19 protein-coding genes are annotated in these 23,270 nt (G+C 62.0%); 12 read left to right on the forward strand and 7 right to left on the reverse strand.

Annotation, left to right across the window (positions count from 1 at the left end):
• Nucleotides 1-8: 8 nt before the first annotated feature.
• The 9 genes from J3D46_RS15785 (at nt 9) to J3D46_RS15825 (ending at nt 11,445) form a co-directional block, all read left to right on the forward strand.
• Nucleotides 9-1,559: an aldehyde dehydrogenase family protein gene (locus J3D46_RS15785; RefSeq protein ID WP_253468139.1), complete on the forward strand. Its 1,551-nt coding sequence runs from the start codon at nt 9-11 to the stop codon at nt 1,557-1,559.
• Nucleotides 1,556-2,668 carry a tartrate dehydrogenase gene (locus J3D46_RS15790; protein ID WP_253468140.1) on the forward strand — a complete coding sequence of 371 codons (1,113 nt, stop codon included), beginning with the start codon at nt 1,556-1,558 and terminating at the stop codon, nt 2,666-2,668. The genes J3D46_RS15785 and J3D46_RS15790 overlap by 4 nt, the downstream gene beginning before the upstream one ends.
• Entirely contained in the window at nt 2,665-3,645 is a 981-nt protein-coding gene (locus tag J3D46_RS15795) for a D-2-hydroxyacid dehydrogenase (protein ID WP_253468141.1), read from the forward strand. Before J3D46_RS15790 ends, J3D46_RS15795 begins: the two co-directional genes overlap by 4 nt.
• Nucleotides 3,646-3,704: 59 nt before the next feature.
• A complete protein-coding gene (locus tag J3D46_RS15800) occupies nt 3,705-5,201 on the forward strand; it encodes a CoA-acylating methylmalonate-semialdehyde dehydrogenase (protein WP_256491443.1) in 1,497 nt (498 codons plus the stop codon).
• Nucleotides 5,202-5,289: 88 nt separating this feature from the next.
• Complete coding sequence (locus J3D46_RS15805; RefSeq protein WP_253468142.1) at nt 5,290-6,333, forward strand: NAD(P)-dependent alcohol dehydrogenase; 1,044 nt, start codon at nt 5,290-5,292, stop codon at nt 6,331-6,333.
• Between the two features lie 164 nt (nt 6,334-6,497).
• Nucleotides 6,498-8,048: an ABC transporter substrate-binding protein gene (locus tag J3D46_RS15810; RefSeq protein WP_253468143.1), complete on the forward strand. Its 1,551-nt coding sequence runs from the start codon at nt 6,498-6,500 to the stop codon at nt 8,046-8,048.
• A gap of 32 nt (nt 8,049-8,080) precedes the next feature.
• Complete coding sequence (locus tag J3D46_RS15815) at nt 8,081-9,022, forward strand: ABC transporter permease (protein WP_253468144.1); 942 nt, start codon at nt 8,081-8,083, stop codon at nt 9,020-9,022.
• Nucleotides 9,006-9,851 carry an ABC transporter permease gene (locus J3D46_RS15820; RefSeq protein WP_253468145.1) on the forward strand — a complete coding sequence of 282 codons (846 nt, stop codon included), beginning with the start codon at nt 9,006-9,008 and terminating at the stop codon, nt 9,849-9,851. The genes J3D46_RS15815 and J3D46_RS15820 overlap by 17 nt, the downstream gene beginning before the upstream one ends.
• Nucleotides 9,844-11,445, forward strand: a complete 1,602-nt coding sequence (locus J3D46_RS15825; RefSeq protein WP_253468146.1) for an ABC transporter ATP-binding protein — start codon at nt 9,844-9,846, stop codon at nt 11,443-11,445. Before J3D46_RS15820 ends, J3D46_RS15825 begins: the two co-directional genes overlap by 8 nt.
• 248 nt (nt 11,446-11,693) lie before the next feature.
• Here J3D46_RS15825 and J3D46_RS15830 read toward each other — a convergent pair whose 3' ends face one another.
• Nucleotides 11,694-12,374 (reverse strand): MBL fold metallo-hydrolase, encoded by a 681-nt coding sequence (locus tag J3D46_RS15830; protein ID WP_253468147.1) that lies wholly within the window; start codon nt 12,372-12,374, stop codon nt 11,694-11,696.
• Between the two features lie 166 nt (nt 12,375-12,540).
• Nucleotides 12,541-13,041, reverse strand: a complete 501-nt coding sequence (locus tag J3D46_RS15835) for a cupin domain-containing protein (protein WP_253468148.1) — start codon at nt 13,039-13,041, stop codon at nt 12,541-12,543.
• Nucleotides 13,042-13,117: 76 nt separating this feature from the next.
• On the opposite strand from J3D46_RS15835, the gene J3D46_RS15840 reads away from it, so the two are divergent.
• Nucleotides 13,118-13,732 carry a TetR/AcrR family transcriptional regulator gene (locus tag J3D46_RS15840; RefSeq protein ID WP_253468149.1) on the forward strand — a complete coding sequence of 205 codons (615 nt, stop codon included), beginning with the start codon at nt 13,118-13,120 and terminating at the stop codon, nt 13,730-13,732.
• 315 nt (nt 13,733-14,047) lie between these two features.
• Here J3D46_RS15840 and J3D46_RS15845 read toward each other — a convergent pair whose 3' ends face one another.
• Nucleotides 14,048-14,194 carry a hypothetical protein gene (locus J3D46_RS15845; protein ID WP_253468150.1) on the reverse strand — a complete coding sequence of 49 codons (147 nt, stop codon included), beginning with the start codon at nt 14,192-14,194 and terminating at the stop codon, nt 14,048-14,050.
• Nucleotides 14,195-14,758: 564 nt separating this feature from the next.
• Nucleotides 14,759-16,507 carry an L-aspartate oxidase gene (locus J3D46_RS15850; protein ID WP_253468151.1) on the reverse strand — a complete coding sequence of 583 codons (1,749 nt, stop codon included), beginning with the start codon at nt 16,505-16,507 and terminating at the stop codon, nt 14,759-14,761.
• Nucleotides 16,508-16,578: 71 nt separating this feature from the next.
• On the opposite strand from J3D46_RS15850, the gene J3D46_RS15855 reads away from it, so the two are divergent.
• Nucleotides 16,579-17,520, forward strand: coding sequence for a LysR family transcriptional regulator (locus tag J3D46_RS15855; protein ID WP_253468152.1), 942 nt, complete (start codon nt 16,579-16,581; stop codon nt 17,518-17,520).
• A gap of 40 nt (nt 17,521-17,560) precedes the next feature.
• Here the strand turns inward: J3D46_RS15855 and mtr are convergent, their stop codons facing one another.
• The 3 genes from mtr to J3D46_RS15870 all read right to left on the reverse strand — a co-directional run bounded on the left by mtr (nt 17,561) and on the right by J3D46_RS15870 (nt 22,071).
• A complete protein-coding gene (gene mtr / locus J3D46_RS15860) occupies nt 17,561-18,973 on the reverse strand; it encodes a mycothione reductase (protein WP_253468153.1) in 1,413 nt (470 codons plus the stop codon).
• A 521-nt stretch (nt 18,974-19,494) separates the two neighbouring features.
• Nucleotides 19,495-20,940: an SLC13 family permease gene (locus tag J3D46_RS15865; protein WP_253468154.1), complete on the reverse strand. Its 1,446-nt coding sequence runs from the start codon at nt 20,938-20,940 to the stop codon at nt 19,495-19,497.
• A gap of 12 nt (nt 20,941-20,952) precedes the next feature.
• The gene (locus J3D46_RS15870) at nt 20,953-22,071 is read right to left on the reverse strand and encodes a PrpF domain-containing protein (RefSeq protein WP_253468155.1); all 1,119 of its coding nucleotides are present in this window, start codon (nt 22,069-22,071) and stop codon (nt 20,953-20,955) included.
• Between the two features lie 238 nt (nt 22,072-22,309).
• Between J3D46_RS15870 and J3D46_RS15875 the strand changes: the two genes are divergently transcribed.
• Nucleotides 22,310-23,248: a LysR family transcriptional regulator gene (locus tag J3D46_RS15875; protein WP_231340965.1), complete on the forward strand. Its 939-nt coding sequence runs from the start codon at nt 22,310-22,312 to the stop codon at nt 23,246-23,248.
• The last annotated feature ends 22 nt before the right edge of the window (nt 23,249-23,270 follow it).

Here is a 23,270-nt window from a genome sequence, read left to right on the forward strand (position 1 = left end):
AGGTTTCCATGAGTTCATCAACCAAAGACGCTGCAGCGCGCCCAAAATCAGGGCAGGAGACTGCCTACAGGCGGGCAAGTATTGCCGCCCTGCCTGGCGGTGCCTTCCTGGAAGGCCGTTGGGAAACGGTTGACAGGATCCTTGAAGTCCGGGATCCCGAAGACGGCGTCCTGCTGGGCGCTGTGTGTTCTTCTTCCCCTCAGGATGTGCGCCGTGCGGTTGCCTTCATTCATCGCCACCTCCAGGAAGATGATTGGGTTCTCCGGGACCGCCGGGAGGCCCTGGAACGTGCTGCACTGCTGCTTACGGGCCAGAGCGTGCGGTTCGCGGAGATCATCGCCGCAGAAAGCAGCAAGACCATCAACGAGGCTGAGCGTGAAGTGCGCCGGTGCATAGAGACGTTGCGACTATCCGCTGCGGCGTCCAGCGAACTCGTCGGAGAGACGCTCGCGTTTGAAGACAGTATCGTCGGGGCGAATAAGATCGGCTGGTACAACCGCAAGCCAGTGGGAATCATCGCGGCCATCACCCCCTTCAATGATCCGCTCAATCTCGTGGCACACAAGCTGGGCCCGGCACTGATCGGGGGCAACGGCGTCGTGCTTAAACCCTCAGGCCGAACGCCACTCACCGGCCTTGCCCTGATCCAACTGTTGTTGGAAGCGGGCGTCCCCGCAGGTCGCCTTGCCGCAATCGTCTCGGGGCCGGGCGTCTCAGAAGCGATCGTGACCGACCCTCAGGTGGACCTCATCTCTTTCACGGGTGGACCGAAGACTGCCTACCGTATCGCTGCCGCCGCGGGAGCAAAGAAGATCCTTTCCGAGCTCGGCGGCAACAATGCAACGATCGTCTGCGCGGACGCAGACGCAAACGCCGCTGCCGAGGCGGTAGTGGCCGGCGCTTTCGGAGTGGCAGGCCAAAACTGCCTGTCCGTGCAACGGGTCTACGTTCACATCTCCCTGTTCGATCAAGTCCTTGAAAAGGTGGTCGCTGGAACCCGGACGCTTCGTGTCGGGGCTAAGTTCGATCGCGCCACGGACGTCGGGCCGATGATCACTGAAGCCGAGGCCCGCCGGGTGGAGGAATGGGTGGAGAAGGCCAAAAGCGCTGGCGGAACGGTCCATGTGGGTGGCCAGCGACACGGCGCGTTCTACCAGCCAACAGTGCTCACGGACGTGCCCCCAGACGCCCTGGTCATCCGCGAGGAAGTGTTTGGCCCCGTGGTCAGTATCTTGCCGTTCATCCAGATCGCCGATGCCATCCGTGCCGCCAACGACTCCGATTACGGGCTCCAAGCCGGCGTATTCACGGAGTCGATCGAGCTGGCCCTGGCCATAGCCGACAAGTTGCACGTGGGTGCCGTGGTGATCAACGAGACCAGCGATGTACGGATTGACTCAATGCCCTTCGGCGGCTTCAAGAAATCCGGGGTGGGCCGCGAAGGCGTCAAACACGCGGTACGCGAGATGACCGAACCCAAAAGCACCATCATCAAATTGGCCGAACCCGCCACCCGCTGGCAGCAACTCAATGCCACCTCAGAACGGAATGCATCATGACGACCCATAAGATCGCAGTTATCGCGGGCGACGGAATCGGAAAAGAAGTTGTTCCCGCAGCCATTGAATGCCTCGAACGGATCGCGCAGCTCCACTCCATCAACCTTGAGTTCACCCACTTCGGCTGGGGCTCGGACTACTACGGCGAGCACGGGCGAATGATGCCCAATGACGGGCTGGAACAGCTGTCGCAGCATGACGCGATCTTCCTGGGCGCCGTCGGCTCACCGGAAGTTCCGGACGCTGAATCCTTGTGGGGCCTGTTGATTCCCATTCGCCGCGAATTCCAGCAATACATCAACCTCCGCCCGGTGAAAACGCTCGACGGCGTGAAGTCACCCCTGGCAAACAAGGAACCGATAGATATCCTCATCGTGCGTGAAAACAACGAAGGGGAGTACTCGGAGGTCGGCGGCCGCGCCTATCGCGGGTTGCCCCATGAGACAGCCGTCCAAGAAACCATCTTCACCCGTCTGGGAGTATCGCGTGCCGCACACTACGCAGCATCGTTGGCATCAACCCGGAAGGGTCACCTGACCTCGGCCACCAAGAGCAACGGCATCATCCACACCATGCCGTTCTGGGACGAAGTAGTGGAAGAAACCACCCGCCTGTACCCTCACGTGACGCTCTCGAGCGAACTGGTGGACGCGCTGGCTGCCCACTTGGTTTTGAAACCCTGGACCTTCGACGTCATTGTCGCCTCCAACCTGCTGGGCGACATCCTCTCCGACCTCGGCAGCTCCGTTACCGGTTCCATCGGCGTAGCCCCCAGCGCCAACCTGAACCCGGAAGGTGACTTCCCGTCCCTCTTCGAACCCGTCCACGGATCAGCCCCGGACATCGCAGGCAAAGGACTGGCCAACCCGGTAGGCCAGATCTGGTCCGGAGCAATGATGCTCCAGCACCTGGGCCACCCGGAAGCTGCCGAGCACCTGCAGCTGGCCTTCGAATCAGTGCTGCGCGAGGGCCTGGGCACCCGCGACGTCGGAGGACCCTCGTCGACCTCGGAATTCACTGCCGCCGTGCTGGCTGCCATCGATGTCTTGAGGGCTGTTGTCTCGCTGGATGCGAGCCCGGCCGGAAAGCCGGCAACGGCGTCGTCATGACGATAGCCGAACGCAAGCGGCCGGTTGTCGCACTCCTGTATCGGGAGGCTCTGCCGCCCGGATTGGACGAGATCGAGGAATTGGCTGACGTGCGCCTGACCACGGCAGACGGCCTCGCTGAAGCAATGGACGGTGCGGATGTGCTGTACCAATGGCATTCCTTCTCGCCTGCACTGCGTGAGAACTGGGCTGCGGCCTCATCACTGAAATGGGTCCACGTTTCAGCGGCCGGCGTCAGCCAACTCCTCTTCGATGATCTGATTAACAGCGACGTTGTATACACGAACTCGCGTGGTGTCCTGAGCCGTTCAATCGCCGAATTTACGCTTGGATTTGTCTTGGACATCGCCAAGGATTCCCAGGACTCGCTGAGGCTCCAGCAGGCCCGGCGTTGGAAGCACCGGGTCACCCGGAAGATCCAAGGCCAGCGGGTGCTGGTGGTCGGGACAGGGTCAATCGGACAGGAGATCGCGGCCCTGTTCCGTGCCGTGGGCCTGCGCGTCAGCGGTGCCGGACGCAGCAGCCGACCAGGGGATGAGTACTTTGATGAGATCCACTCCTCCCGGGATCTGGCCGTGATTGTCCGCGACTTTGACTACGTTGTACTGGCCGCACCGCTGACCGAAGACACCAAGTATTTGGTGGACGCCAACGTCCTTTCCGCCATGAAGCCCACAGCACATCTCATCAATGTGGGGCGCGGAGAGTTGGTTCAGACTGATGCCCTGGTGGACGCACTGCGCTCGGGATCCATTGCCGGGGCCGCGCTCGACGTGGTGCACCCGGAACCACTGCCGCCTGAACACCCGCTATGGAGCATGAACAATGTCATCCTCACTCCACACATGAGCGGCGACACCGAGGACTACCTCGACGATCTTGGGAAGCTGTTCGTCGAAAACCTCTGGCGGTTCAGCCGGGGAGAACCACTGCAGAACGTTGTGGACAAAAAACTCGGGTTCGTTCCCGTTCCCTGATTCCTCCTTACCTCTACCTATTCAGCTTCCAAAGGGACTTTGCCATGAGCACTTAAACGTTGACGCTCACCATCAACCACTTCATCAACGGCGCCGAGTCCGCAGGCGAGGGGACCAGTACCCGGCCGGTGTACAACCCGGCGACCGGCCAGATCTCCGCTGAACTGCGTCTGGCCAACGAGGCAGACCTGAACACCACCGTTGCTGCTGCGAAGAAGGCTGCCGGGTCGTGGGGCGATATTTCCCTGGCCAAGCGCACCGCGGTGTTGTTCAAGTTCCGTGAACTCGTCGCAGCGCACGTGGACGAACTCGCCGAGCTGATCACCGCCGAGCACGGCAAGGTCCTTTCCGACGCGAAGGGTGAGATCGGCCGTGGCCTGGAAGTCATCGAGTTCGCCTGTGGCATCCCGCAGCTGCTCAAGGGCGACTACTCCGACCAGGTCTCCACCGGCATTGACGTCTTCTCCTTCCGCGAACCGCTGGGCGTGGTGGCAGGTATCACGCCGTTCAACTTCCCGGTCATGGTGCCGTTGTGGATGGCCCCGATGGCCATCGCCACCGGCAACGCGTTCATCCTCAAGCCTTCCGAGCGTGACCCGTCCGCCTCGATGCTGCTGGCCCAGCTGTGGAAGCGGGCCGGCCTGCCCGATGGCGTGTTCCAGGTCCTGCACGGCGGCAAGGAAACAGTCGATGGGCTGCTGACCCACCCGGACGTGGACGGGATTAGCTTTGTCGGGTCCACTCCGATCGCCCAGTATGTCCATGAGACCGCCACCAAGCACGGCAAAAGGGTCCAGGCCTTGGGTGGGGCGAAGAACCACGCCATCGTGATGCCCGACGCGGACCTGGACAACGCCGCCGACCACCTCGCTGCTGCTGCTTTCGGTTCCGCGGGGGAGCGCTGCATGGCCATCTCTGTGGCCGTTGCTGTGGGGGACGCTGCGGATCTGATCGTGAAGAAGGTCGAGGAACGCGCCCTGGCCGTGAAGGTCAAGAACGGCACCGAGCCCGACGCCGAGATGGGCCCAGTCATCACCCCGGCCTCCAAGGAACGCATCGTCAAGATCGTCACCGAAGCCGAAACCGCCGGCGCCGCGATGGTGGTGGACGGCCGCGACCTGGTGGTCCCCGGCCACGAAGACGGTTTCTGGGTTGGGCCTACCGTGATCGACCACGTCACGGCCGAAATGACCGCGTACACCGAGGAAATCTTCGGCCCGGTCCTGGTGGTGGTCCGTGTCGCGGACTTGGACGAAGGCATCCGACTGATCAACTCAAACCCGTACGGCAACGGGACGGCGATCTTCACCTCCTCGGGTGCGAACGCCCGCAAGTTCCAGCGCTCCGTGACCGTAGGCATGGTCGGCATCAACGTGCCGCTGCCCGTCCCCGTGGCCTACCACTCCTTCGGTGGCTGGAAGAACTCCCTCTTCGGCGACAAACACATCTACGGCCCCGAAGGCGTCTCCTTCTACACCCGCGGCAAAGTCATCACCTCCCGCTGGCCCGAACCCACCCACGCCTCCGGCGCCTCCTACAACTTCCCCTCCAACTAATCCCCACCTCCACCCTCGCCTCGCAAGCTCGGCCAGGGAGCCCGGGCGGCGTGTGCCCAGCCCCGAAGACACGGAAAGACCCAGTGGTATGCCAATCAACGCCAAGGCCTATGTCGTTTCCTCTCCAACATCGGACCTTGGGCCTGGCGCCGTGGAACGACGGGATCCCGGTGACTTCGATGTGCTGATCGCCATCAGGTTCACCGGGATCTGCCATTCCGACATCCACGCTGCACGCGGCGACTGGGCAGGAGTTAAGTACCCTCTTGTGGTTGGTCACGAGATCACCGGCGTGGTGCAAGCTACCGGCCGAAAGGTCACCAGTCACTCAGTGGGGGACCGGGTTGGGGTAGGTTGCTTTGTTGATTCCTGCAGGGAATGCGCCAACTGCCGTGAAGAGGGGCAACAGTACTGTCTGCAGGGGGCAACGAGCACCTACAACTCGTTTGGCCGGGACGGCCTTCCAACTGCCGGAGGTTACAGCACAAGCATCGTGGTGGACGAGAACTACGTCCTGAGCATCCCCGACGGCATTTCCCTCGAAGCCGCGGCGCCCCTGATGTGTGCGGGCATCACCATGTACTCGCCGCTGCGTCAATGGCGGGCAGGGCCAAGGAAACGCGTGGCCATCATCGGTATGGGCGGACTTGGCCACATCGGCGTCAAGATCGCTTCTGCGATGGGAGCCGAAGTGACAGTCCTCAGCCAATCATTGAAGAAGCAGGAGGACGCCCTCCGGCACGGCGCACATCGCTACTACGCAACGTCCGAAGCCACAACCTTCGAATATTTGAAGGGCCAGTTGGACCTGATCATCAACACCGTCTCTGCGGACATCGACATGGATGCTTACCTGTCCTTACTCTCCATGGGCGGCACCATGGTCCTTGTGGGCCTTCCCTCGAAACCATTGAGCCAGCGTGCGTGGTCCCTCATTGGAATGCGACGAAACCTCACGGGTTCCAAAATGGGTGGCATCCGCCAAACCCAGGAAATGCTGGAGTTCTGTGCGGCCAACGGGCTCGGAGCGGAGGTGGAAGTCATTCCGGCGCACCAGATTAACCAAGCCTTCGAGCGGGTAATGGCGAGCGATGTCCGATACCGGTTCGTCATCGACGCCGACACCTTCTAAAACACTGCCCGTGGGCTCGAACACACTGTTACGCGGGACCGGGAGTGTTGTTACGTCGGCCCGCTAGCGTTATTTCCCGCAGGTGGCTAGGTAAGGCTAACCTAAATATTCTTCACTCTCTCCCATGCCCCTCCCGTTCGGGCATAAACAGCAGGCGGTTCCCTTTGCGCACTCCCGGCCGATCCACGGCAGCCCTTGGGCTGGCAGCCCTCCTCACTCTTTCCGGTTGTGGCCTCAGTGGCGGCCAGCCGACGACCACCGAGAAGTTGGCGGACACCAACCAGCGCATCGTCGTGGATAACTTCCGCGCACCCGTGGCCAACTGGGCCCCCGAGTCCGACGCCGCGTACATCCTGTCATTGTCCGGCTGCTTGGAAACCCTCACCAAGTACGATTCCGCCGAGGGAAAAGTGGTTCCCTTCCTTGCTACGGAATGGAAGCAGACCTCACCGCTGGAATGGGACTTCACCGTCCGTGATGGCGTGAAATTCCAGGACGGCACCGATCTCACCGCCGAAGCTATAGCCGCTTCCCTGAACCACGTTCTCAAGGCAAAAGTGCCTGCCAGGGCGTTCAGCCCCAGCGTTGTTAGTGCTGTCCAAGCAATCGATGCCAAGACTGTTCGCGTGACCACGCCCGAGGAGGACCCACTCGTGCCGTTCCGCCTTGCGAGCGTCAACACCGGCATTCTGGCTTCTGCGGCTTATGCAGGCGCCACTGTTGATCCCTTCGGTCATTGCACCGGCCCGTTCACTCCGGTTTCGGAGAAAGCCAAGCAGTCTCTGACGCTGGACCGTAACGAAAATTATTGGGGCGGAGAAGTGCAGCTTGCCGGGGCGGAGGTCCGCTTCATCACGAACGGCGCAACACGCGCGGCGCAAGTCCAAACCGGCGAGGCAGACATTTCCCTGTCCATCCCGGCATCTGCCCTGTCCACGCTTGGGAATGCCCCCGGAGTCTCCGTGCTGAAGGCAGACTCACCGCGCACGGCCACGCTGTATATGAACAACGGCAAGGCTCCATTCAACAACATCGATTTCCGCAAGGCATTACGCTCGGCACTCGACTTGGAGGCGTTGGCCGCCAGCGTTTACGAGGGCGCTGCACTTCCGGCCGCCGGACCCTATGCGCCTTCAGAACCGTGGGCGTCAACCAATGCGAGCTCACCAAAGCAGAACGTTGAAGAAGCGAAGAAGCTTCTCGCTAGTGCGGGATACACGACGGAGAAGCCGCTGGAAATCATCGCGATCGTAGAGCGTGCAGAGTTCGCCGACGTTGCTACAGTCATCCAGGACAACCTGAAGAGCATCGGTGTCCCGGTCAGTATCCAAGCCAAGGAATACGCCTCCGCAGAGCCCGATGTTCTAGCCGGGAACTACGACATGATCCTTAGCCAGCGCAACCGGCTCATTGACATTGCCGATCCCATTGGCTTCCTGACGGCCGACTACACCTGCAAAGGCACGTACAACCTCAGCCACTTCTGCAGCGAAGAATACGACGCGATCGTCACCGAAGCAGCCCGTACCTCCAGCACAGAGGAACGCTACAAGCTGTATGCCAAGGCCGGTCAGCTGCTGGATGACCAGGCGGTAAACCTCTGGCTCGTCAATGAACAGGCCACCGACGCCGTTCGCAGCAACGTCCTGTCTTACGTCCAGGATCCGCTTTCCCGCTACGTCCTGACCGCCCAAACGGCCAAATCCGGCTCCTAGCCAGAGAACTGAGACCGACAAACCAAAATCGCATGATCACGTTCCTTGCGAAGCGGACGGCGACCCTCATGGTCGCCGTATTGCTGTCGTCTTTTGCTGTTTTCCTGATTCCCTACGTCACCCCGGGCGATCCTGTCCGGAAGATCATCCGCTCCCGCGTCGCCGAGGACGTGGTGGATGACGCCACCGTTCGAGCCTTGGGTGAGAGCCTGGGACTCAACGATCCCCTTCACGTCCAGTACCTGAGGTGGCTGGGTGACTTCTTCAGGGGGGATATGGGGCTATCCCATATCAGCAGGACACCCGTGGTTGACCAGGTGATGCCCGCGTTGGGCATTACCCTCAGCCTGGTGATCGTCGCCCTGGGCGCCGCGGTGGTGGTGTCGCTGCCCTTGGGGATTGTGGCCGCGCTGAAACAAGGCAGTAGAACCGACAAATTGATCACTACGGTTACCCAGTCCTTCATCGCAATGCCTGAATACTGGCTGGCTCCGCTGTTGGTGCTCCTGTTCGCCCTCAAATTGTCCTGGCTGCCTTCTGCAGGTTGGAACACGGCCTCGTCCATCGTCCTGCCGGCGGTGACGCTGGCATTACGGCCCATTAGTTTCTTCACATCGGTTGTGCGCTCGGGAATGATTGATGCCCTCGAAGCAGAACACATCTCCGCCGCACGAGCCCGGGGGCTGAGCCACGTGCAAACCGTCATGCGGCACGTTGTTCCCAATGGCCTGGTCCCGTTGTCCACCCTGTTCGCGGTGTGGTTCGCGGGGCTGCTGGGAGGCTCGGTCATTGTGGAGGTGATCTTCGCGATACCAGGCATGGGCAGGCTCCTGTTTGATGCCGTGGTCAACAGCGACATCCCCCTGGCCCAAGGAGGCGTGGTAGTGGTAGTGGCGTTGGCTGTCGCGATCACCACACTTGCCGATTTCCTGCACCGGATCCTGAGCCCGAAAGTGAGTGGCGCCCTTGCGTAACCGTTCAGCGATCGACGCCGCCGCCGTCGTGATTCTCGTCCTGATAGTTGTAGCCGTGGCAGCTGCGCCATGGCTGGCACCTTTCCCTCCGGATGATCAAAACCTCGCCGAACGTCTTGCACCGCCCAGCGCCACGCACTGGCTGGGAACGGACCACCTCGGGCGGGACACCCTCAGCCGCTTGCTCGACGGCGGTCGCTTCTCTTTGCTGGTTGCCGCACTGGCCACCGTGCTCACCGGCGTCATAGGTTTGGTGATCGGTGTCCTCAGCGCCCGCCGCAAAGGCTGGATGGATGAGTTCTTCACCCGCACCAATGACGTCCTGCTCGCGTTGCCTGAGATGGTGGTGGCGCTCTTCATTGTGGCTGCGATGGGGACCGGCTTCACGTCGCTGTTGGTGGCGCTGACCGTGACAGGGTGGACGCCGTTTGCGCGGCTGGCCCGGACTCTGGCCTATGACATCTCGGCACGCGGCTTCGTGGAAGCAGCGCGGGTGGTCGGTTGTTCGCCGTCGTTCATTGTGGTCCGGCACATCCTGCCGCATCTGGCCGCACCAATGCTGGGGCAGGCGACGCTGCGCTTCGGGCAACTGCTGATCAGCGTGGGTGCCTTGTCTTACCTGGGGCTTGGCGTCCAACCGCCGCAGTCTGACTGGGGATCGATGCTGGCTGCCGCCCAGCCGTATGCGGAGAGGGCGCCGTGGGGCATCTTTGCTCCCGGCCTCGCCATCTTCCTGGTGGCATTGTGTGTGACCCTTATCGGCCAGCGGGCATCACGTCGGACCGGTGAACCCGTGGACGTTCTTGTGGCGGAGGGCCAGCATGTCTGAACTCATCGTTGAGGACCTGACTGTTCGCAGCACCGCAACACAGCGGACTGTGCTTTCCAAGGTGAGTTTTTCCGTAAAGCCGGGCGAGTTCGTCGCATTGGTGGGTGGTTCGGGCTCCGGCAAGACCATGACAGCCAGGTCCATACTGCAGTTGTTGCCTGGGCAATTGCAGATTGCGTCCGGCTCCATCAGGCACGGTGGTGTGGACGTGGGCAGCGCGCCCGAGGCAGAGCTGAATCGCATCCGGGGCGGTCGACTTGGGATGCTGTTCCAGCAACCCAAAAGGATGTTCAACCCGAACCGAACCATCGGCAAGCATCTTAAGGAGCCATTGAAGGTCCACGTCGGCCTTCGGGGCAGGGCTGCTGATGCGAAGGTGCACGAGTTGCTGGCCGACGTCGGCTTTGAGGACCCTGCGTGGGGGGCCCGGGCGTACCCGCACCAGTTGTCCGGTGGCATGGCGCAGCGTGCCATGACGGCCGTGGCCTTGGCTGGCCAACCCGAGATCCTGCTGGCCGACGAGCCGACCTCCGCGCTGGACAAGGTACTGGAGCAGCAAATCCTGGAGTTGCTCGACCGGCAACGGATCCAGCGTGGGTTGGGGATCCTTTACATCACGCACAACCTGGCCTCCGTGGCCGCCTTCGCCGATCGGGTGTTGGTGATGGAGGCCGGAGGGATCGTGGAATCGGGCGCCACCGAAGCTGTGCTGGGAAGTCCCAAGACTGCCTACACGCGCAAACTCCTGGACGCGTCCAACCTGACACCGACCAGCACCGCTGACACCGCGGCAACCGGGCGTAGCGTCCTGACACTAACTAATGTGGTCAAGCACTTCGGCTCCGGCAAACGTCGGATTTGGGGTGGCCGTGAGCGTCCAGCCTTGGACTCGGTCTCCCTCGATGTGAAGCAGGGTGAGATCCTGGGTGTTCTCGGCCAATCCGGATCCGGGAAGAGTACCCTTGCCCGGGCCATTGTTGGACTGGAAGGAATCAGCGGGGGAAGTATCACCAGGGCCCTCGCCGCAGGGGCAACGAGTGCCCCCACTGCCGTGCAGCTGGTGTTCCAGGAACCACACGATTCCTTTGACCCCCGGATGACGCTGCGCGCCAGCCTTGAAGCGCCGCTCCGACCGCGCAAGGAACTGACATCTGCTGAACGGAGCCAGCGGCTCGAAGCGGCTATGGTGGAGGTCGAATTGGACCCTGACCTGCTGGACAGGCACCCAAGTCAATGTTCCGGTGGCCAGTTGCAGCGCGTCACGATCGCCAGGGCACTGCTGATGGAACCCGAAGTGCTCATCTGCGACGAAGCCACATCCGCCCTGGACGCGCTGACCCAGCGGACCATTCTGGATCTGCTTCAGCGCCTCCACCGGGAGCGCGGAATGACCCTTATTGTCATCACCCACGACATGGACGTGGTGCGGCACATGTGCCAGCGGGTTGCTGTCCTCTTCCAAGGTCGCTTGGTGGAACTGACCGGCACCAAGAAGTTCTTCGCCGATCCGCAGCACCAACACAGCCAAGACCTCGTCTCAGCGGCGATCCCTTGCCGGGGGCTGCACCTGAAGAAGATCAGGGCAGTGAGCTAACTGGTTGGAACCGACTCTTTCCCGTGGGGACGTTCCGCCGGGCTTTATGCGTCGACCCGTGGCGATAGCGAGATGACACCGATAAGCAAGCACCCCGTTTGGAGGGCCATTTCCACGTGAGACGTCAGCTGTACGGCTGACCGAGTGCTTTTGGGGTTGGTTTTTGTCCGTATAGTCGGCGCGGCATTAAGAAGGAATATGGGGGAGGTGGTCCAGGGTCTGTGAGCCGTTGCGTTCGCCCACCCGATTCAGTCCCGCACGGATTGGTCAAGGAGCCGGCGGAGTTGAGCGACCGGGTCGGGGACCTCGGGTCCATGCGAGAAAATCATTCTTGTTGGTTCCAACCGGCTGAGTTTGAGCAGTGAACGTTCAGCTTCGGCGGCATCCGCCGTGAACTGGGAAGGACCACGTGTCATGGCCCCGTTCGTTGTGCCTACTGTGTCCCCGACGAACAGGACGCCTGAGTCGTCGTGGAGCAGACTGAGATGACCGGCTGTGTGTCCTGGTGTCAGTAGGGTGCGCATTCCGCGGACATGGTCCCCGTCCGAGAGCGGGCGGATGAGTGTATCTGATGGGATTGTGGGGATGTCGGGCCCCCCGGCCCAGATGGCCGCTGCGGGCGCTTTTGAGGCCACTTCTGCCAACCCGCCGACATGGTCTGGATGCGAGTGGGTCAGGACGAGATCCGTGATGTCCGCCCATTCCGCTCCGAGGCGTCCCAGCGCCTGTTCTATCGCCGATGCGCTGCCTTCAAGCCCTGCGTCGATCAGAACCAGCCCGGACGCGCCCCCCGCAAGAAAGCATCGAACGTCAAAGTCCAACTCCAAAGCCCCGGCTACTCCAGCCGGCAGATGGATCTGCTGGATGATCGGCTCCAGAAAGAACTGAGGTGCAGCAGCACGGGGTTTTCCCGGGTCATTGTTGGTCATGAAGGCATCGTGCCACCGCATGCCCCATTCCGGAAGGCAGTAAAGCCGGGAACGAGGTCTCACGGCGATGAGCTGTCGAAGCCCTGTCAGGTACTCCGGGCAGGAGTCAATGGTGCCTCATTGCTGCCCACATCATATTGGGCCGGGGTCCGGACCCGATCACCGGTCAGATCCCGGGCTCGGGAAAAGGCGGCGGGCCGATGATGTGGATACCGCCATTGAGCCTCCCTGACTCTCGAATGCGATTGAAGTCCACCTCCCCGTCATCCATTCCGGGAGCGAGCGGCTCGCTGGCCTCGTTGTAAAAAGCTTGCGCGCTTCCTGGGGTATGGAGACACAGGACTCGGGTTCCGTCCTGAAGGACCTTGAAGGCGTGGGGAACGCCGCGTGGTGCAATCGCCACGCCACCCGCGGAGAGCCTATGCTCGGTTCCGTCCATGTGCATCAGGATTTCCCCGGTCAGGACGTACATGGTTTCGTCGGCGTCAGGATGGGTGTGCAGGGGAGTGACCTTATGGAGAGCCATCTCGTCTTCAAAAAGAAGGAAGGCTCCACCGGTTTCGTCTTCGGTCGCCTTCCAGGTGTGCACTCCTCCGCCATAGAACCAACGTCGGGAACCTTCTCCTGGCTGTCGGACGATTGCTGATGCGGTCTTGTTCGTCTCCATGGTGTTCGCCTCAATGGTCAAAAGGAAGACTTGTGAGACACATGTCCCATAACAAGACTCATGTACCATGAATGACATGTCAAGAGGTTATGTTGAGGTCGGAAGGACGGGGCAGAAGCGGCGCACGTTTGACGCCCTTGTTGAGGCTGCCCGCACACTCGTCGCATCAGGGATTTCACCCACTGTTGACGACGCCGCGCAGGCCGCCGGGATCGCGAGGAGTACCGCTTATAGGTACTTCCCGGGCCAGCGGGAGCTGCTCGCCGCCGCGCATCCGGAAACCAGCCGGGCATCACTGTTGCCGGTGCCGCATCCGGAAAGCGTGAAGGAGCGGTTGGACGCAGTGGTCTCGGAATTCATCAGGATCATCGTGGACACCGAATCCCAGCAACGCACCATGCTGAGGCTTTCGCTGGAGCAAACTGATTCTGATGGCAACGGTCTTCCCCTCCGGCAGGGACGGGCCATCGCCTGGATCACCGAAGCCCTCACACCCCTTGAAGGGACACTGACGGAGGCCCAGATTCACCGGCTCGTCCTGGCCATCAGGAGTGCCATTGGAATCGAGTCATTGGTGTGGCTGACCGATATTGGTGGTCTGAGTCGAGAAGAGGCTACCGCCTCGATGCGATGGACGGCCAGCGCTCTGTTGGCCCACGCCCTCAGCCATGGACTTGCCGCCCACGAATGAATCACTTTTCCTGGGCGTAGTTTTAGCGATGAAGAGGTATAGGTCAGCGAGCGCGAATCGATCTTCAACGGATAGGGTCAGAACGACCCAGAGCATCCCGCAAACAGGCAATTGGGCAGCGATTTGAGAGCGGGGCGGTCCCTCAGTGACGGCGGTCGCGACATACCCGCTTCCGCGGTGGCTGGGAATATGGCAGGCCTGACCTATTGCGATGTTGTTTATGGGTCGACCTGCCCACGTCGTGCCTAGCGGCAAGGTCCTCGGGGTCCTATCGCGTCAGCCGCGCATCGCAGGCCGCAAAACCCGAATGAAGTATCACGTGACGCGGCCCCCCATCCGGGCGATGTCTTTCCATTGCGCCAGGAACGATCCTCTGTGGTACCGGCCCAGGAGCTGCGCGAACGCCAAGGGCTGCGTCAGCCCTTGGCGTTCGTATGCCAGGAACGATGATGCCGACCGCAAGCTCACTATGATGCCGACCAACCTGGCTTGGCTGAGCAGTTGTTTTTGGGGCGGAGTCCAGGGCGAACCGGACGTCCGAGTCTCTCGCCATTGCTGTTCTACACGTCGCTGCCGAGGACGTTACTGAGAATCATGGCGTCCTCCGGGGATCTTTCCCATCACGTGGTTCCGCAGCCACCGCTCCGCCCATGAGGTATCGAGCGAATCGGAGCTGACGCCGAAATGGGACACCACGGTCCCACGCAGTGCGGCTGCACTGCGTGGGCTTTCTGTGGACCACTAATGGAGAGTGGTTGGCCCGTAGTTTTTAGGCTGAAGGCTAAGAATCTGGGCAGGTAGTCACGACGTGGACTGTTCGGCGGGGAGTCATCGTGGTCAGCCGGCGGCGGGGCTATGCGCCCCGTATTGATTTACGCCGGACGCCAAAGCGATGATCATGTGTCCCCGCCCTGCCGTATAAAACCGCCTTGGCAATCTGGCGCATGTGAAGATCAGTCTTCTGCGTTCCCGACGCAATAGGCAACCGGTATCGGCCCTCGAACCGGAATGCGGCAGCTTCATGCCTCACTCGACAAGCTTGCCAGCGACGGAGTCCTCGGTGTGGGCCTCGGCCAAGGCTCGGAAGGAGTCTGGAGCCGGGGCCAGCGTTTCGAAGCTGACGCCTTCGCCTGGGGACCAAACAAAGTTGCCCTGCAGTGACGGATCAAGTGCTGGGAAGTCTGCCCGGTTGTGGGCACCGCGGGTTTCGCGACGCTCAAGCGCGCACTCCAAGGTGGCCCGCGCGGCGAGGAGCGATCCCAGCAGGTCGTAGGCGTGGGCCAGGTCGTCGAACCCCGCGATGTCCGGGTGTGCCGTAACGAAACGGGCCCGTTCCTCCAGATCGGCCAGCTTCCGCAGTCCCTCTTGCAGCCCCTGCTCGGTGCGCACCACACCGGCATGTTCGGTCATGACATTGCGCAGTTCACGCTGCAACCGACGCGCTGACTCCGTACCCTTTCCGTTCAGCAGGCCCTGCATTTCGTTGCGGGCCAGCCCGACCGCTGCCGGATCCCGACGGACATCGGTGCGCGAACGCACGTATTCGGCCACGTGCTCGCCGGTAATGCGCCCGTAGACGAGTAGTTCGATCAGTGAGTTGCCACCGAGACGGTTGGCTCCATGCAGGCCCGAGGATGCTTCTCCAATGGCGTACAGTCCATTCACTCCCGTTCCGTGGTCCTCCGGTGCTACCCAGACTCCGCCCATGGAGTAGTGGGCGGTGGGCGCGATCTCGATCTTGGTAGTGGTGATGTCCAGCATTTGAAGGTCGATCAGGGTGCGGTAGACCCGGGGCAGTTTTTTCATGATGGTCTCCCGAGGCAGGTGGGAGACGTCCAGGTAGACGCCGCCCTTCGCAGTCCCACGGCCTTCTGCGACCTCGGTGAAGCCGGCAAGGGCAACCCGGTCCCGGGTGGAGAGCTCCATCCGCTCGGCGTCGTAACGTTCCATGAAGCGCTCACCGAGTGCGTTGGTGAGGATGCCGCCTTCTCCGCGTGCCGCTTCGGAGACCAATGTGCCCGCGGCGTCGTCCGGGTCCAGCAGGCCTGAGGGGTGGAACTGGACCAGTTCTGCGTCACGTATCCGGGCACCAGCCAGGGCGGCCAGTCTGAAGGAGTCGCCGGTGTTCTCGTCGCGTCGTGAGGAGGTGTGGCGCCAGATGCGCGTGTGGCCGCCGGCGGCCAGGATGACGGCATCGGCGTGGATCTGCACAGGGGTGCCGTCTACGACGTCGAATCCATAGGCGCCGAATATGGTGCCGTCGGCGACTAGCAGCCGGGTGATGTACACGGTGTCGATGATGGGAATGCTCAACTCGGCCGCCCGGCGCATCAGCGTGCGCTGGATCTCCAGCCCGGTGTAGTCCCCGGCGTAGGCAGTGCGGCGGTATTTGTGCGCGCCGAAGAAGCGCTGGGAGATGCGGCCGTCCTCTTCGCGAGCAAACGGCATCCCCCATTGTTCAAGGTCCTCGATACCGCGGGCAGCGTGCCGCGCAACCGTTTCGACAATGGTCGGGTCGGCCAGGAAGTACGACTCCCGCAAGGTGTCGGCGGCGTGCTGCTCCCAGCTGTCTTCCGGGTCCATGGTGCCCAAGGCGGCGTTGATGCCCCCGGCGGCCAGACTCGTATGTGCATCGTGCTTTCTACGCTTACCTACAGCCAGCACCTGCACTCCTCGCTGGGCGAGTTCAATCGAGGCGCGCAGCCCGGCGCCGCCGGTGCCGATGACCAGCACTGAAGTGGACAAGAGACGTTCTGGAGCTGAAGAAGGGTTCATATCAACAACGGTAGGAGGAGTTCATCGATGTCTCCAATGAATTATCCTGCTCAGGCTGATGCGTTTATGCTATGACCATGAAATTAGACCAGTTGCGTTCCTTCGAGATGGTCGCCCGTGTAGGGCATTTCACACGCGCGGCCGAGGAACTGTATCTCGCTCAGCCGTCACTGAGCCGACAGATCGCCACACTGGAGGCCCATCTCGGTACGGCGCTCTTTGACCGTCGACCTGCAGGGGTCACGCTGACCAATGCGGGAGAGCTGCTCCTGCCCATTGCCCGCCGCATGCTCGGCGACGCGCAGGCAGCGCAGGACCAGATTCAGGAGCTTGCGGGATTGCGCCGCGGCCGCGTTCGCCTTGGTGCACCACCTACGCTGTGCGTTTCGCTGGTGGCCGATGTGCTGGCCGCTTTCCGCAGCGCCCATCCGGGAGTGGAATTGCACATCACTGAAGGCGGTTCGCGTTTTCTGGTTGAAGCGCTTAACGAAAGCACGCTGGATCTGGCCCTGGTGGTCACGCGCGGAACAGACCCCTCTGCTCCCGGCATTGAGTTGGTCCCGCTCCTCTCCGAGGAACTGGTGGTCATTTCCGCCGCCACATCGGGGTCGCCGGAAGAATTCACGCTCGAAGCACTCGCAGGCGTGCCGCAAGTGGCCTTCAACCGCAGCTATGAGCTGCGCGTGGCGACAGATGCTGCGTTCGCCGCGGCCGGTTTCGAGCCCCTGATTGCCGTCGAGGGTGGGGAAATGGACGCCGTACTTCGGTTTGTGGAACGCGGGTTGGGCGTGGCGGTCGTGCCGGCGATGGTGGTCATCGACCGTCCCGGGCTACGCAGTGCACGTTTGGTTCGTCCCTCCCTGACGCGGACCGTCAACCTTGCCCGTCGCAACGACGTCGGGCCTTCAGCGGCTACCGCCGCAATGCAGCAGTTCATCTTCGACACTGTGGACCGGCTCGCGGCACCGGGGACCGAGCTGTCGCGCCTGGTGACGGCAGCGCCACGTACTTGACGGAACGCCGGGCAGGCCGGCCAACCAAGGCAGGGCGACGTCAGGATCTGAAGGTGAGGCCTAACAGGGCGTTTTCGGTGACTTCGGGTAGTGCGGGGTGGATCCAGTATTGCTTGGCTGCAAACTCGCGGACGTCGAGGTCGAAGGCCAGGACGGTGATCATTTGCTGGATCAGGGTTGATGCTTGCGGGCCCATGTAGTGGGCGCCGAGGAGCTTGCCGGTGTCTTGGTCGGCGATGAGTTTGCAGATACCGGTGGTGTCCTCCAAGGCCCAGCCATAGGCGACGTCCCCGTAGTCCTGGACCTTGACCGTGACCTTGTGGCCGTGGTCGCGCGCCTGGGATTCGGTCATACCGACGGTGGCGATCTGGGGGTGGCTGAAGGTAGCGGCGGGGACGTGGTCGTGCGGCATTCCCTGCAGGTTATCCGGGTTCAGCAGGTTGTGTCGCACGGCCCGCATCTCGGCGTTGGCCACGTGTTTGAGCATGTAGGGCGAGGAGACGTCGCCGAGGGCCCAGATACCTGCGGCGGAGGTTGACCGACCATACTCATCGACCTTGATGCGCCCGTCGTTTGTCATCTCGATTCCGCCGGCTGGCAGGTCCAGCAGGTCCCCGTTGGGGATGCGCCCGGTGGCGACCAGCAGTACCTCCCCGGTGGCGGAGGAGCCGTCGTCGAGCCTGACGGTGATGCCCCGGTCTGTCTGATCGGCGCCGATGGTGGTCCGGCCGGACCGGACGTCGAAACGGTCGGCTGCCACGGTGTTGAACCGGTGGTGCAGGTCATCGTCGAGGTTCCGCAGGAGCGTGGAGCGGGCAATGATCGTGACGTCCGTGCCCAGGGCCTCGAAGACGTGGGCGAACTCCATGGCGATGTAGCCACCACCGATGATAACCAAGGACTTGGGTAGCTGCGGGAGCCGCATGATGTCTTCGTTGGTGTGGTAGCGCACGCCCGACGCGGTGATGGCATCGGGGATGAACGGCCGGGACCCTGCAGCGATAACCACCTGGTCACCGGAGATGGTTCTCTGCTGGGCGCCTTGGCCAGTGCGCAAGGTGCGTTCTCCGACGAAGACGGCGTGCTGGTCATAGACGTCGATGTTCGGGGACTGTGGGCCACGGCGGTATTCCTCACCGGCGGCGGCGATAGGGTCGACGCGGTTCTCGAAGATCCGGTTGACGATGCCCGGCCAGTCCACCGAGTCGACCGTGGCTTGAAGGCCCAGGCGCCCGGACTCAACAATATCCAGCGCGGTGTCGGCGGTGTGCACATACATCTTCGACGGGATGCAGCCTGCGTTCAGGCAGGTTCCGCCGAACGGCCCTTTCTCGATGATCGCGATCGACCGGTCGTCGAATTCAGGTCCGGGAATGGAGTTCCCCGACCCGGTGCCGATGATGACCAGGTCGTAGTGTCGATCCACGGTGGTCTTGCTGGCATTGGTGGGCATCTGGGTGGTCCTCACTCCGGGGTCTTCTCCACCTTACTGAACTCGGCGCGAACAAGACGCCCGTGCGATGCCTAAGTGTTCCCGGAAACCAAAGTGGTGCTGTGCGGGTCCAGCTGCTCGCCGGGTGCGGGCTGTGGAAGTCTTTCGGCTCTCATGGATGATGAGGAAGATCTTGACGGTGGCTTCGATAGATCGACTGTGGCGCCGCTGACAAGGATCGTTGGCGCTATCCGCTCGAGATGCGACCGGGTCTGGGACACGAGATCGAGGGTGCCGCCGCTGAGCACCCATTGCTCCGCACCTCGCTTGAATGCAGACCTCGTTCGTCGGAATCATTGCCGCCGTTCACGAGGTCCCGTACAAAACCCCAGGCAGGGCCGCCGGTGTGGCGGCCCTGCCTGGGATGTGTGAGTCTTTGCGCTTTTGCGCCCGTCTCTCGGGCTACCTGTTGCGATGGTGTGCAAGGCGCAAACCCCACGCCGGCCGATCAATGATGCCGGCAGCCTTTCGGGCAATGATGCTTACATGATGCCGGTTGGTACCAACAAGGCCCACGCAAGTGCGGGTGCCACCAGGACTACTCCGCCGGCGTACATCATGAGCTGCTTGTAGACGCGCTGACGGTCGTCTTCGCGGGCGTTGGCCACCACCAGGGCGCCGTCGGTGGAAAACGGCGAAACATCGACGACGGTTGCGGCGATGGCTAGGGCGGCCACCGTTCCCGACGCACTGAGTGAGCTCGTTGCCAGCAGGGGACCAGCCAAGGGGATGAAGGCGGTCAGAAGTGCGGTGGACGAGGCGAAGGCTGAGCCGACGCCGATGACGTAGCAGAGCACCAGGGCGATCAGGAGCGGTGCGCCGAGTGCAAGGGCTTGCTCGGCGAGGGTGTCGATGACCCCTACGTGTTGCAGCAGGGAAACGTAGGTGATCATTCCGGCTACGAGCAGGACGGTTGACCAGGAAATTCCGCCGATGAAGGTTCGGTGTTCCTTGATGTTGACCAGTGCCAGCAGGAGCCCGGCGGAGAGGGCCACGAAACCGATTGGCATGTGGAAACCCAGGGCGCAGACGAGCATGGCGACGATGAGTGCCAGGGTGAGGATCTGCTGGCCGTGGGGCCGGGTCTTGCGTGTCTCCAGATCGGCGTGCTGGCCCGTGGCGCCGTCGCGGAGTTTTCCCAGGAGGGCGAACAGCACCACGGTCGCGACTGACAGGATGAGGTTCAAGGTGAAGCTGGAAGCGAAGAGGGCGCCTTGGGAGATCGGGAAGCCGTTCTTCACCGCGATGTCGTGGACCAGGACTCCGGCGACAGAGAGTGGGGAGAAGCCGCCTGCATGGGCTCCGTTGATAATGAAGGCGCCCATGAGGACGGGGTGGATGCGTGATTCGTAGGCCAAGCCGATGGCGGCAGGGGCCAGCAATGCGACGGCGGCGGGGGAGAACGTGCCCAACGCGGTCAGGGACGCTGCCAGGAGGAAGAAGACCCACGGCAGTAACAACGTCTTGCCGCGCACAAGCCGGACGCAGTTCTGGACAATGATGTCGATGGTCCCGTTCCGCTGGGCCATGCTGAAGAAATACGTGACGCCGATGATAGTGATCACGATGTTGGCGGGGAAGTCGGCCAGGATCTCCTTGTCGGTCATGCCGAGCATGAAGTAGCCGACGCCGAAGGAGGCTACGAGTCCCATCACACCGATGTTCAAGGGCCATTTGGTGGCGACGACAAACATCACCACGAGGATGACCAGCGGGATGATCTGGGTGGCGGTCATGGTCGGCTCCGATTCCGGGGTAGCCGCCGGGTTGAAGATGGCACCCCCGAACAGGATGGCAACCAGACCCAGGATGACGGAAGCGGCAACCGTTATCAGCAGGATACGGCGGCGGTTAATGGGTCGCGGGGAACGTTCTTCCCGGATGTCGCTCTCTGCCTCGGGAGCTGGTTGGTAAATAGTCTTAGCCATGGTGGTTTCTCCTCATCGAGTGGCTGTTGCTAGTGAGGCTTCGACTGCGTTGCCGAGAGTCTCCGGGAGGTGGATGATGCTGGTCGCGATGGTGCGGGCTGTCCGGTCCACGCCCACCAGAAGGGTCCCTTCGTGTTCCTCGCTCCAGGTTTCGATGACCCCGGCAGGTGTCCTGAGTCTCAGGACTGCTTCCGATGTCCTGCCTGTAATGGTGTTGAGCACAGTGCCGGGCGTTCGGGCGGCGAGAGTCAGGGCAATGCTGCCGGTGATGGCCAGGGCAGGATGCGGTTTACCCATGGAGAGCATCATGACGTTGACGTCGTCTTCTGCGTCCGGCCCCGTAGGGGGTCCGACGATTGCAAGCTTGGGGACTGCCCGCGCGGCGTCAGCGGGCGTTGCCGCCATTCCCATGCGGACTGCGGCCTGGCGACGGATAAGATCCAGGGTGTCCAACTGCAGTTCAACGCCGGCCTTCCATGTGTCGAAGCGGGCGGTGTCCAGCCCCAACTCTTCGGCGCGTACAATCACGACTGGCGCTCCGGCGTCGACCATCGAGACGGTCCAGCTTGTTCCGCCGGCCACGACTGTGTCGGTTGCTGCGCCGGTGGGCAGCAGTTTTCCCGTGGTCTTGCCGGCAGGATCCTGGAAGCCGAGACCTACTCTGTATCCGGGAAACACGACGCCGGGCATCTGCGCATCCGGAACGATCGGCAGGGCGCCGGCTGGAGTTGAGACCCGCTGAATGATGATCTGGCCGGTGTTGGTGTTGCGTGTGACGATGCGCGTGGAATCGCCGGTGGGCACAACCCACCCTTTTTCGATGGCGTAGAGACCCACAACTGCCGAGCAGTTGCCGCAGTTGCTGCCCCAATCGACAGCGGCCTCTTCGATCCCCACCTGGGCGAAGGTGAATTCGACGTCGACGTCCTCTACTGCAGATCGGCTGAGGATCATTGCTTTGCTTGTAGTCGAGGTAGCTCCGCCCACCCCATCAATTTGGCGGGAATCCGGACTCCCGAAGAGCCGGGGCAGGAGATCATCCAGTTTGGCGTGTGCCTTATCCAGATGGTCCGTTTCAAAGACCCAGCACTTGCTGGTGCCTCCGCGCATCCATTCGGCTTCTATCTTCATGGTGTTCCCTGCTTCCCGTGGCTCTTTGTGAATCTGTGGCCTATTACGAGGATGATGCGGATCACATATGAAGACAATGTTGGATAGATTAGGGGGAGTGAAGACTTGCTTCATTCACAGTCGCAGCAGTCTCCAGGGATCTTCTCTTGCGTTCCTGCTCGTATCGATTGGGCTCTAAAACAGCCCCTACGAACGGTTAACTGCATAGAATGAACCAAATACGAGGAAGGATGAAGCATTGCTTAAGGATGAGAATGTGGATTTATTCGATATCCGGCGGCTCGCCCTCCTGGTGGAGGTGGTGGAACAAGGGTCCATCACGGCGGCGGCTGACATCATGATGTATTCGCCCTCGGCCGTCTCGCAGCAGTTGCGGAAGCTGGAGCAGGAAGTGGGGCAGCCACTTTTGAATCGCCGATCCCGCGGAGTGGTTCCCACTGAGGCCGGTCAGGTGTTGGCAGGACACGCGCGAAAGATCGTAGGACAGATGCGCGCGGCCCGGTCCGACCTTGGCCAAATCGCCGGCCTGAAGCGGGGATCGCTGACAGTCGGTACGTTTCCCACCTTGGCCGGTTCATTCTTGCCCTTGGTGATCCGCGCCTTCAAGAAGCGCTATCCTGCGATCGGCCTCTCGGTGCGCAGCGCCCGATTCGACGAGCTCGTCTCGGACCTGGAGTCCGGAGTGACCGGATTGTGCTTGCTGTGGGACTACCCATGGAACCGCTTCAATGATGAGTCCATTCGAATCACCGAAGTCTTCCAGGAGAGCACGGTGATTCTGGTGGCCAAGGGGCACCCCCTCGCTGACCGTGATCAAGTGACCATGAAAGAGCTCCGAACGGAGTCGTGGATAGTCCGTGCGGAGGCCCACCCGGTGGTGGAGGTACTTCACCGATCCGCCCACGACGCCGGCTTTGAGCCGAGCATTGGATTCCTGGCCAACGATTACCAGGAGGCCCAAGCCATGGTCAGCGTCGGGATGGGGGTGGCGATGGTTCCCAAGACAGCGGTCGCCCTGCAGCATCCGGATGTCAGGATCCTCAGCCTTGGAGCTGACGCGCCACAGCGACGGGTACTCCTTGCCCAGCGCCAGGACAAGGTGTATGCGCCTGCGGAGGTGGCTTTCCACTCAACGCTTCTGGAAATTGCACGAGAACGGGGTGCGGATTATCTCTGAGGCAGGGCGGCGCTCATCCCAT

Origin of the sequence: Paenarthrobacter sp. A20, from assembly GCF_024168825.1 — a bacterium.
Classification (GTDB): domain Bacteria; phylum Actinomycetota; class Actinomycetes; order Actinomycetales; family Micrococcaceae; genus Arthrobacter.

Coding starts and splice junctions, on each gene's coding strand:
- J3D46_RS15815 (WP_253468144.1), top strand. CDS start 8,081: ATGATCACGTTCCTTGCGAAGCGGACGGCGACCCTCATGGTCGCCGTA.
- J3D46_RS15870 (WP_253468155.1), bottom strand. CDS start 22,071: ATGAAGATAGAAGCCGAATGGATGCGCGGAGGCACCAGCAAGTGCTGG.
- J3D46_RS15785 (WP_253468139.1), top strand. CDS start 9: ATGAGTTCATCAACCAAAGACGCTGCAGCGCGCCCAAAATCAGGGCAG.
- J3D46_RS15840 (WP_253468149.1), top strand. CDS start 13,118: ATGTCAAGAGGTTATGTTGAGGTCGGAAGGACGGGGCAGAAGCGGCGC.
- J3D46_RS15830 (WP_253468147.1), bottom strand. CDS start 12,374: ATGACCAACAATGACCCGGGAAAACCCCGTGCTGCTGCACCTCAGTTC.
- J3D46_RS15790 (WP_253468140.1), top strand. CDS start 1,556: ATGACGACCCATAAGATCGCAGTTATCGCGGGCGACGGAATCGGAAAA.
- mtr (WP_253468153.1), bottom strand. CDS start 18,973: ATGCCCACCAATGCCAGCAAGACCACCGTGGATCGACACTACGACCTG.
- J3D46_RS15795 (WP_253468141.1), top strand. CDS start 2,665: ATGACGATAGCCGAACGCAAGCGGCCGGTTGTCGCACTCCTGTATCGG.
- J3D46_RS15805 (WP_253468142.1), top strand. CDS start 5,290: ATGCCAATCAACGCCAAGGCCTATGTCGTTTCCTCTCCAACATCGGAC.
- J3D46_RS15865 (WP_253468154.1), bottom strand. CDS start 20,940: ATGGCTAAGACTATTTACCAACCAGCTCCCGAGGCAGAGAGCGACATC.
- J3D46_RS15825 (WP_253468146.1), top strand. CDS start 9,844: ATGTCTGAACTCATCGTTGAGGACCTGACTGTTCGCAGCACCGCAACA.
- J3D46_RS15850 (WP_253468151.1), bottom strand. CDS start 16,507: ATGAACCCTTCTTCAGCTCCAGAACGTCTCTTGTCCACTTCAGTGCTG.
- J3D46_RS15855 (WP_253468152.1), top strand. CDS start 16,579: ATGACCATGAAATTAGACCAGTTGCGTTCCTTCGAGATGGTCGCCCGT.
- J3D46_RS15835 (WP_253468148.1), bottom strand. CDS start 13,041: ATGGAGACGAACAAGACCGCATCAGCAATCGTCCGACAGCCAGGAGAA.